The 10,132-nt window shown below is 59.5% G+C and carries 9 protein-coding genes and 1 pseudogene; 8 read left to right on the plus strand and 2 right to left on the minus strand.

The window, feature by feature from the left end; genetic code table 11:
* Nucleotides 1-168 precede the first annotated feature (168 nt).
* The 3 genes from WCA53_RS12945 to glpK all read left to right on the plus strand — a co-directional run bounded on the left by WCA53_RS12945 (nt 169) and on the right by glpK (nt 4,176).
* Nucleotides 169-1,110 carry an ABC transporter substrate-binding protein gene (locus tag WCA53_RS12945; protein WP_423910446.1) on the plus strand — a complete coding sequence of 314 codons (942 nt, stop codon included), beginning with the start codon at nt 169-171 and terminating at the stop codon, nt 1,108-1,110.
* A gap of 109 nt (nt 1,111-1,219) precedes the next feature.
* Nucleotides 1,220-2,518, plus strand: coding sequence for an L-fuconate dehydratase (locus WCA53_RS12950; RefSeq protein WP_423910450.1), 1,299 nt, complete (start codon nt 1,220-1,222; stop codon nt 2,516-2,518).
* A 161-nt stretch (nt 2,519-2,679) separates the two neighbouring features.
* Nucleotides 2,680-4,176 carry a glycerol kinase GlpK gene (gene glpK, locus WCA53_RS12955; protein ID WP_423910455.1) on the plus strand — a complete coding sequence of 499 codons (1,497 nt, stop codon included), beginning with the start codon at nt 2,680-2,682 and terminating at the stop codon, nt 4,174-4,176.
* A 167-nt stretch (nt 4,177-4,343) separates the two neighbouring features.
* Here the strand turns inward: glpK and WCA53_RS12960 are convergent, their stop codons facing one another.
* Nucleotides 4,344-5,381, minus strand: a complete 1,038-nt coding sequence (locus WCA53_RS12960; RefSeq protein ID WP_423910460.1) for an NADP-dependent oxidoreductase — start codon at nt 5,379-5,381, stop codon at nt 4,344-4,346.
* Nucleotides 5,382-5,755: 374 nt separating this feature from the next.
* Here WCA53_RS12960 and WCA53_RS12965 point away from each other — a divergent pair, with 374 nt between their 5' ends.
* Complete coding sequence (locus WCA53_RS12965; RefSeq protein ID WP_423910463.1) at nt 5,756-6,322, plus strand: DUF4142 domain-containing protein; 567 nt, start codon at nt 5,756-5,758, stop codon at nt 6,320-6,322.
* Nucleotides 6,323-6,386: 64 nt separating this feature from the next.
* Here WCA53_RS12965 and WCA53_RS12970 read toward each other — a convergent pair whose 3' ends face one another.
* Complete coding sequence (locus WCA53_RS12970) at nt 6,387-8,270, minus strand: cytochrome c biogenesis protein DipZ (RefSeq protein WP_423910466.1); 1,884 nt, start codon at nt 8,268-8,270, stop codon at nt 6,387-6,389.
* Nucleotides 8,271-8,568: 298 nt separating this feature from the next.
* Between WCA53_RS12970 and WCA53_RS12975 the strand changes: the two genes are divergently transcribed.
* The 4 genes and pseudogenes from WCA53_RS12975 to WCA53_RS12990 form a co-directional block, all read left to right on the plus strand.
* Nucleotides 8,569-8,940 (plus strand): GFA family protein, encoded by a 372-nt coding sequence (locus WCA53_RS12975; RefSeq protein WP_423910469.1) that lies wholly within the window; start codon nt 8,569-8,571, stop codon nt 8,938-8,940.
* Nucleotides 8,937-9,059 carry a hypothetical protein gene (locus tag WCA53_RS12980; protein WP_423910474.1) on the plus strand — a complete coding sequence of 41 codons (123 nt, stop codon included), beginning with the start codon at nt 8,937-8,939 and terminating at the stop codon, nt 9,057-9,059. Before WCA53_RS12975 ends, WCA53_RS12980 begins: the two co-directional genes overlap by 4 nt.
* Nucleotides 9,060-9,061: 2 nt before the next feature.
* Nucleotides 9,062-9,802 carry a response regulator gene (locus WCA53_RS12985; protein ID WP_423910479.1) on the plus strand — a complete coding sequence of 247 codons (741 nt, stop codon included), beginning with the start codon at nt 9,062-9,064 and terminating at the stop codon, nt 9,800-9,802.
* Nucleotides 9,799-10,132: pseudogene (locus WCA53_RS12990) on the plus strand (two-component sensor histidine kinase); the annotation flags it as partial. The gene WCA53_RS12985 and the pseudogene WCA53_RS12990, both read left to right, overlap by 4 nt.

Genomic DNA, 10,132 nt, shown 5'->3' on the forward strand with positions numbered 1-10,132 from the left:
GGCCTCATCATCATCCTCGCGGTCTATGCCGATATCTTGCGACGCAAGAAAGGCTGAAGAAAGGCTAAAGAAAAGGCTAACGCTACGCGCGACAAGATCAAGAATGGGAGCGCCAAAGGCTCCCCGAACGGCTGAAAATTAATGGCCCACCCTAGGAGGAGAAACACCATGTTGAAAAGAAGACTAATCGGTGTCGTGGTCGGCGTTGGCGCGCTCATTGGCGGGACAACTCTCACGCACGCTGACGAGATCTACATCCCGCTCATCTCGAAAGGCTTCCAGCACCAGTTCTGGCAGGCCGTCAAAGCCGGCGCAGAACAGTCGGCGAAGGAGCATAGCGTCAGGATCACGTTCGAGGGTCCGGAAACCGAGGCCATGGTCGACAAGCAGATCGACATGCTCTCGGCCGCGCTCGCGAAGAAGCCCCAGGCGCTCGGCATCGCGGCGCTTGACAGCAAGGCGGCGATTCCGTTGTTGAAGAAGGCGCAGTCCGAGAAAATACCGGTCATCGCCTTCGACTCGGGCGTCGACAGCACCATTCCGCTGACGACGTGTGCAACGGACAACGTTGCCGCGGCCGCGCTCGCCGCCGACAAGATGGCCGAGGCGATCGGGGATTCTGGTGAGGTCGGCCTGGTCGTGCATGACCAGACCAGCCGCACCGGCATCGATCGTCGCGACGGCTTCCTGAATGAAATGAAGGCGAAGCATCCGAACATCAAGATCGTCTCAGTCCAGTATGGCGGCGGCGACCATCTGAAGTCGGCGGAAATCGCCAAGACGATGATCCAGGCCAATCCCAATCTCAAGGGCATTTTCGGCGCTAATGAAGGCTCGGCAGAAGGGGCCGCGATCGGCGTCAAGGAATCGGGCAAAAAGCTCGTCCTGATTGGCTACGACTCCGGCAAGGAGCAAAAGGAGGACATCAATTCAGGCCTGATGCTCGGCGCCATTACGCAGAATCCGGTTGGCATCGGCAAATGCGTTGTCGATTCTGCGGTGAAGGCGCTGAAGGGCGAGACGCTGCCCAAGAAAGTCGACACGGGCTTCTACTGGTACGACAAGAGCAATATGAGCGATCCCAAGATAGCCGCCGTACTCTATGACTGATTGCTGCCGCTAGGGCGCGGCTAGAAAGGACGGGTCGCGGCGCCTTTAGACGCCACGACCCTTTTGTTTTTATTGGAAGTCGATCGCTGTCACTCAGGAGGGTGTCCAGATGCCCACGATCACAAAGCTGTCCGTCCGGGACATTCGGTTTCCGACCTCGCGTTCGCTCGATGGCTCCGATGCGATGAACGCCGCGCCGGATTACTCCGCCACCTACGTGACCCTCGAAACCGATTCGCCGGAGATGTTCACGGGCCATGGACTGACGTTTACCATCGGGCGCGGCAACGAGATCTGCGTGACTGCGGTACAGGCGCTTGCCCCGCTGATTGTCGGCAAGACCCTTGAGGATATCGCCGCGAACATGGGCGCGTTCTGGCGCGCGCTGACGTCGGACAGCCAGCTACGCTGGATCGGTCCGGACAAGGGGGCAATCCATCTGGCGACGGCGGCTGTGGTGAATGCGGCGTGGGACCTGTGGGCCAAATCGGAAGGCAAGCCGGTGTGGAAGCTGCTCGTCGACATGAGCCCGGAAGAACTCGTGCGTTGCCTCGATTTCCGCTATGTGACCGATGCGATCACGCCGCATGAAGCCATCGCCATGCTGCACCGCCATGCGAAGACCAAGGGCGAGCGCGAACAGGAAATGCTGGCGCACGGCTATCCCGCCTATACGACTTCGGCCGGCTGGCTCGGCTACGACGACGACAAGATCCGCCGGCTCGCACGTGAAGGCGTGGCGCAGGGCTGGACGCACTTCAAGCAGAAGGTGGGCGGCAACCTGGAAGAAGATGCCCGCCGAGCCCGCATCCTGCGTGAAGAAATCGGCGAAAACCTGAAGCTGATGATGGATGCGAACCAGGTGTGGGATGTCGACGAAGCGGTCGCGAACATGCGGCGCCTGGCGGAATTCGACCCATGGTGGATAGAAGAACCCACGAGTCCCGACGACATTCTCGGCCACGCGGCCATCCGGCGGCGGATTGCGCCAATCGGCGTAGCGACGGGCGAGCACTGCCATAACCGTGTGATGTTCAAGCAGTTGCTGCAGGCGCATGCAATCGACTTCTGTCAGATCGATAGCTGCCGCCTGGGCGGTCTGAACGAGGTGATCGTCGTCCTGCTGATGGCGGCGAAATTTGGCGTGCCCGTGTGCCCGCACGCAGGCGGTGTCGGTTTGTGCGAGTACGTCCAGCACATTTCACTGTTCGACTATATCTGCGTGTCGGGGTCGTTGGAGAACCGGGTGCTCGAGTACGTGGATCATCTGCATGAGCATTTCGTCGATCCCGTCGTGATCCGCAACGGCCGTTACATGCCGCCGCAACTTCCCGGCTACAGCATCGAAATGCATGCGGCGTCGCTCGATCAGTATCGCTTTCCAGAGGGGCCGGCCTGGCGGAGTTGAGACCGCACGCGCGGGGCGTTTGCATTCGAAGCATCATCACCGCTCATTGATCCCGGTCAGATCGGTGTAGTGCCCCTATCACCGAAGCTGTAGTTAAACAAAGTCGATAACGTCGCCATGCACGACACGGCGATCCATTCAAAAAAACAATGGAGAAGACAATGCAGGAGCAATTTATCCTTGCGCTCGACCAGGGCACGACGAGTTCACGCGCAATGGTGTTCAATCGCCAGGGCAACGTAGTGTCGGTGGCACAGAAGGAATTTGGCCAGATCTATCCGCAGCCGGGCTGGGTCGAGCACGATCCTCAGGAAATCTGGTCAACGCAGGCCGGCGTAGCGGCTGAAGCCGTCGCGCGCGCGGGTCTGAACGGCGCGTCGATAGCCTCGATCGGCATCACTAACCAGCGCGAGACGACCATTGTCTGGGATCGCGAGAGCGGTCAGCCGATCTATAACGCTATCGTCTGGCAGGACCGCCGCACCGCTGTTTTCTGCGACGAGTTAAAGGCGCAAGGGCTGGAAGAAAAGGTCCGCGCGAAGACCGGCTTGCCGATCGACTCCTACTTCTCCGCGACCAAGATCCGCTGGATTCTCGACAACGTTGAAGGCGCACGAGAAAAAGCGAAGCAGGGACGGCTCGCATTCGGTACGGTGGACAGTTGGCTCGTGTGGAATTTAACGCACGGCCTGCATATCACGGACGTGACCAACGCGTCGCGCACGATGCTATTCAACATCCATACGCTCCAATGGGACGACGAGCTGCTCGATGCGCTCGACATCCCGCGCAGCATGCTGCCCGAAGTACGTTCGTCGTCCGAGGTGTACGGCGATACCAAGACCACGATGTTCGCCTCGAAGATTCCGCTTGGCGGCATTGCCGGCGACCAGCACGCCGCACTCTTCGGTCAGATGTGCACGAAGTCGGGCATGGTGAAGAACACCTACGGCACCGGCTGCTTCCTCGTGATGAACACGGGCGACAAGCCGATCGAATCGCGCAACAACCTGGTCACGACGATCGCATGGCAGATCGGCGATCAGGTTAGCTACGCACTGGAAGGCAGCATCTTTATTGGCGGCGCCGTAGTGCAATGGCTACGCGACGGACTGGGTATCATCAAGAGTGCGAATGATATCGAGGCGCTCGCGTGCAGTGTTGCGCATAGCGATGGGGTGTATATGGTTCCTGCTTTTGCAGGTCTGGGTGCGCCGCACTGGAATGCACGGGCACGCGGTACATTATTTGGCGTGACGCGCGGCACAACCTCTGGCCATCTGGCACGGGCGGCGCTCGAAAGCATTGCCTTCCAATCGATCGATGTACTAAAGGCCATGGAAGCCGATTCCGGCATCCGGATTGGTGAATTGCGCGTAGATGGTGGCGCGGTTGCCAACAACCTCTTGATGCAATTCCAGGCTGACATGCTGGGTGTGGACGTGGTACGTCCACAAATCAGCGAAACGACTGCACTCGGCGCCGCGTATCTGGCCGGGCTCGCGGTCGGTTACTGGAAAGATGTGGATGAACTGCAGAGCCAATGGAAGCTGGACCGTCGTTTCTCGTCGGATATTGCCCCCGATGAGGTCAAGCGTCAGATGCACGGCTGGCAACGCGCGGTGAATGCCGCTAAGGCGTGGGCCGACGCAACTTAAGCGTCAGTCGCGTCATTTGAGCGTCCTTTCCTACAGTTCATCTATCTGTCTATGTGCTGTTCGGGCCGTTGATCGATCACTACAACCTGGGCCATCATCTGTCGCGGGCGGACGGCGGCGCGGCTGCTTGATTCCGGGACGCCCCCAAGGAACGAATGGCCGCATGCCTAGCGCTTCGCCACCCGCACTAGCACCTTACCGAAATTCCTTCCGTCGATCATGTCTAGAAACGCTTGTGGCGCGTTTTCGAGACCATCGGTGATGTCTTCCAGATGCTTGATCTTGCCATCGCGGAGAAGGGCGCCGACTTCCTTCAGGAATTGCTCGTGATACTGCCCGGTAAATTCGTAGTTGATGTAACCGCGAATCAGCAGGCTGCGGGTCAGGACGGCGCGCATCAGCGCGGCTACATGGTCTTCGCTCAGGTCAGGCGCGCTTGCGTTGCCCGATGTCTGCGCCATGAGTCCGCAAACCGGTACGCGGGCGTACTGGTTGAGCAGCGGTACGACGGCGTTCCAGACGGCACCGCCCACGTTCTCGAAATACACATCGATGCCATCGGAACATGCCGCCTCAAGCTGCCTCGCGAAGTCGGGCGCTTTATGGTCGATGGCGGCATCGAAGCCCAAGGTGTCGAGCAGATACGCGCACTTTTTAGGGCCCCCCGCGATACCGACGCTTCTTGCCCCGGCCTGTTTCGCCAGTTGTCCGACTAGCGAGCCCACTGGACCACTAGCCGCTCCCACTACCAGCGTCTCGCCTGTTTTAGGCTTGCCAATGGCGGCAAGGCCCGAGTAAGCCGTGAATCCAGGCATGCCCAGCACGCCTAGATAAGCTGATTCCTGCACGCCGTTGAGTTCGAGCTTCGTGAGGCCGGCGGCGTCGGCGGCGAGATGCGAGCGCCAGCCAGATTGCACGAGGACGACATCGCCCTTCGCCAGTTCAGAGGCATTGGATTCGAGCACGGTCGCGACGCTTTCGCCGGGCATCGGCTGGTCGATATCAGCGGGTTTTGCGTACGACTTACGGTCATTCATGCGACCGCGCATGTACGGATCAAGCGACAGGTAATCGACGCGCAGCAGGACCTCCCCGGGACCGGCGACCGGCATGGGTATTTCTTCCACGCGAAAATTGTCGAGGCTGGCCTTAGGCGTGGCCGGGCGCGAAGCTAAAACGACCTGGGTTGCTTTTTGCATTGGCATGGTGCTCTCCGCGGTGTTATTTGGGCGCTCAGTCATTAGCGCCGCATTACTCTATTCCAGAAACGCGGAGGGCGTGAGGAGGGATGTTCTCGGCGAAAGGCAGATAGTCAGCAAGCAGGGGCATTGCCCTATACACACCGGAGCGGACCCGACGCTACCTGCTTTACCTCCCGTTACAGAATCGACAACGTCAATTCACCACACGCCTCGCGCGGCTTCTAAAATGCACGGCGCCCGGTGACGTCGGTCCGATTTCATCGCAAGCGCCAGCCGGAGCGGCCTGGCACTAAAGCGTTCAGCCCATGCCTGAACAAGGGCCTGAGCGCTAAGCCCCGCTTGTCGGTTGCTTCATCATTTTATTCCAAGGAAAACGCATGATCCGCTTTCCCATCGCTTCGATTCTTAGTGCATGCACGGCAGGCCTTCTGGTCTTCGCAACGACGGTGAGCGCGCAAGCCGCGCCGCTGGAACGGTCGGCGGACACACCCCGCTTGCACGGTGCTGATCAGGACTTTATCGCTGGCGCGACGACGGCACTGTCGACTCAGCGTGATGCCGCAAGAATAGCCACCGCGCGTTCCACCGACCGTGAAGTCAAGGACTTCGCAGAACGTGTCTCGAACGACAGTGCAAAACTCTCCGAGGAGTTGCGCGCAGCAAGCCCGCGCGGAATTGATGTGCCGAAAAACGATCCAGAGGTTGCCGTACTCGACAGGATCAAGAACCTTCGCGGCGGCGAGTTCGACCGCGCCTATATTGAGCAAATCGCGCTAGCCGGCGAGCAGCGAGCGATGTCGACATTCCAATCCGAAATCGCTTCAGGCCGGGACGAACATTTGAAAGACGCAGCGCGTAACGCGCTGCCGATCATCCAGGCTCAATATGCACAAGCGCAGGAACTGGCTAAGAGAAAGCATTTCGTAGAGGGATCTGCACAGTAAAACGCACGCCCTTTACCGCGGACGCGCGGACGTCAGCTCAATAGGCTGACGTCCGTGTCGAACCTTAGCCGAATGTGAACGTATACGCATTCACACCGGGATCGAGAAACTCGATGGTGAATGTCCGGTCTTGTATCTTCCCCGTCTGCCTGACCAACTGATACAAGCGATGACCACTCACCGTGCCGGTACCGTCGGCCGCGACGTCGGAGCCATGCGAGGCCCCAGGGGCGGCACCGTCGATAGTCACGCGGAATCGAATGGGCTTCGTGTCCGAACTCGACCCCATGACAAGGTGCAAATCTCGCGCGTGGAAGCGATACACGATTTTTCCGTTAGCGCTGGTAAGCAAGCCTTGTTCAGCGCCGATCTTCCAGTCGCCTTCAAGACCCCAGGTGTTGAGGGAGATTTGAGCCGGAGCAGTATAAGTGCGCACTTGGTCATCCAGGGCGCCTTCGGGCGAAGCAAAGCCTTGAGCCTCCTTGTAGCCGATATACGTCTCTTCGGAGAGCAGGTCCGCATCGTCCGGCGCCAATTGCGAACCACTCCCGACCGTAGGAACGGCAGCGGCCGCAGCCGTGACCTTCGCTTGACCGCTTTGGGCCAACAACTGCTGAATCACCTGTTCTGACTTGTCGTATCCGCCTTCACCGAACTGATGATGCCGGATAAGGCCTTGAGCATCGACGAAGTAGAGAGCCGGCCAGTACTGGTTGCCGAACGCGCGCCAGATGGCGAAGTTATTGTCGACCGCGACCGGATAGTCGACGCCCAGGTCGCGGGTCGCGCGCTTCACATTTCCGATGTCGTGTTCAAACGCAAATTCTGGCGCATGCACGCCGATCACAACCAGCCCTTGGTCGTGGTACTTTTTCGCCCATGCCTTTACGTAGGGCAACGTCCGCAAACAGTTAATGCAGGAGTAAGTCCAGAAATCTACAACGACGACCTTGCCCCGCAGTTCATCGGCCGTCAACGGCGGCGAATTGATCCATTGAACCGCTCCCGACAGCGCCGGTAATTGACCTTCAATGGGTAAAGGTAGTGGTGCATCCGCTGTCGCTGTCGCTGCCGTGTAAGCGACCTTTGTCACGAAGCCGGTGAGCGAAGCATGACCCGGCTCGTTTGCCATCAGAGGCTTGGCCTGCGAGTCGGGAGTCGCGGAAGTGTCCTTGGCCGATGCGTCAGGAGTCGCTGCCGTGTCCTTGGCCGATGCCGCTTTAGGCGGTGACAGCCGATCGACGAGTTGCTCCTCGATACCGGCGGTCGCAAGCGTCGACACGTGCGCAAGTGCGTCCGTATCGAGTCCGATTGACATCGCACCCACGCCGCACAGGATTGCGCCGCCAATTCCGCGACGGATCCATTCGCCCGCGCCGAGTGAGCGCTTCATGGCGGTCAATACGCGCCCGCCTATTAGCAGGGCAACAGCGAGTGAGCTCGCCGCTCCCACTGCGTAACTCAACAGTAAAAGGGTAGTGCCCGCGCTCGCTCCCTTCAGCGCCGCGGTGGTTAGAACGAGGCCGAGTATCGGGCCGGCGCATGGCGCCCAGAGCAATCCGGTTGCCACGCCGAGGAGCATCGACGATATGACTCGCGGACCGCGCCCGTCGTCCTTTGCGAAGTCGGCCAGCCGACCTCCTGCTGTGACGAGGGGATGCATCAGGCGTTCAGCGAGCTTTGGAACCAGCAACGTCAAACCGAACACGCCGAACAATGCGAGCGCGATCCAGCGGCCGTACTGGTTGGCCTGCGCAGCCCAACCGCCACTCACTGCAGCCAGGGTTGCGACTGCGGCGAAGGTAAGCGCCATGCCTGCCAAAAGCGGCAGTCCGCTGCGTACAAAGGGCTGATCCGAGCGCGAAAACACCAGCGGAAGCACGGGTAGGATGCAGGGGCTCAGGATGGTAAGTACGCCACCCAGATAGGCCAGGACAATAAATAGCATGGGACTTTTCCTTTTCTGACGGCTTGACTAAGAGCGGCTGTCGACGAATCCAAATGGCATCAAGATCGAGATGATTCAATGTCAACGGTGAACGGGGCAGCTCAAACGCCTTGACTGCTGTCATTGATCACGTCGCATCCGGCGTTGATGCATTAGAACGCGCGGAGGTATCCGGCTTGTGTCGGGAGAACCGGTCATTTGCAATGTTGTGTATCGCCTCGCGGTGCAGATACATTGCGACACAAACATCGATCCGGCCCGCGCTATAAAGCAGACTCCGATATTCAAGGATCGAATCATGTCCACTGAACAGCTGAAGGGGTCGTGTCATTGCGGCACCGTGCAGTTCGAAGTTCGTACGCAGGTGACGCAAGCCACGCGCTGCAATTGCAGCCTTTGTCGACGCAAGGGCGCGGCAATGTCGCCAGCATTTGACGCGGCCGACTTGCAAGTGACTAGCGGTGCAGACGCGCTAGTCCTGTACCAATTCAATACGCAGGTTGCTAAACACTATTTCTGCAAGCATTGCGGCATCTACCCGTTTCATCAGACCCGTAAGGATCCGAACTTGTGGAGAGTGAATCTAGGGTGTCTTGAGGGAGTCGACGTTTATGCTTTGGAAGCGTCAGTCAGTGACGGAGCAAGTCTGTCGGTAGTGGAGGACGCATGAAACGCCTCATTGCCATACTCGTTTTTCTGTCCGGCGGCATCGGTTTTGAGTTAATCAATCCGATAAACTGCTCACTGATCTACACGAGCCGGCCGCCAGAAAAGCGCCGTATTATCTAAGCATGGAAAAGCCCGACCACATCCTGATTGTCGACGACGATCGCGAAATCCGTGAGCTGCTTGGCAGCTACCTCACTAAGAACGGCATGCGTGCGTCACTGGCCTCCAACGGCCGCCAGATGTACGCCCTTCTTGAGCGGGAAACTCCGGATTTGATCGTGCTCGACCTGATGTTGCCGGGCGAGGATGGCCTTTTGCTGTGCCGCGATCTACGTGCCGGGCAATGGCGAACAGTGCCGATCTTGATGCTGACGGCACTCAGTGAAGAAGCGGACCGCATTGTCGGCCTGGAAATGGGCGCGGACGATTACCTGGTCAAGCCGTTCGCGGCGCGTGAGTTGTTAGCGCGAGTCCGGGCGGTATTGCGCCGCGTCCGGATGTTGCCGCCCGACATGCAGGGCGGCGAGTCAGTGCAGTTCTTGCAGTTTGGGGACTGGCGACTCGATACGACAGCGCGTCACCTGCTTGACGCCAGCGGCACGATGGTCGCGTTGAGCGGCGGCGAGTATCGTCTGCTGCGTGTCTTCCTTGACCATCCGCAGAGGGTCCTTACGCGAGATCAACTGCTTAATCTGACGCAGGGGCGGCGTTCGGATCCCTTTGACCGGTCCATCGACCTGCTAGTCAGCCGGCTGCGCCAGCGCTTGGGCGACGAGGCGCGGGAGCCGCGTTATATCAAGACCTTGCGCAGCGAAGGGTATGTATTGTCGGTTGCGGTGACGCTCCACGGGGCTGACCGATGACGCTTGCATTCCGTCCCCGATGGCCTGGCACCTTGTTTGCGCGGCTGACCCTGATTCTCTTCCTCGGGCTGGTGCTGGCGCAGATCCTGTCTTTCTCGCTGACTCTTTACGAGCGCGACGCGGCGGCTGCCAACATGATGGTGGGCTACGTCGACCGGGAGGTGACCAGTTCGGTTGCCCTTTTGGATCATCTCCCTCCCAACGAACGCGCGCAGTGGTTGCCACGTCTCGCGCGCCGAAGCTATAGCTTTATGCTGGGCCCGGGGGCGCCGGCAATGCCTTCCGACACTCAGCCGTCTACCACGGTAGTGGCAACGATCGCAGCGGCTC

It is taken from the genome of Caballeronia sp. (assembly GCF_049581465.1).
GTDB lineage: Bacteria > Pseudomonadota > Gammaproteobacteria > Burkholderiales > Burkholderiaceae > Caballeronia.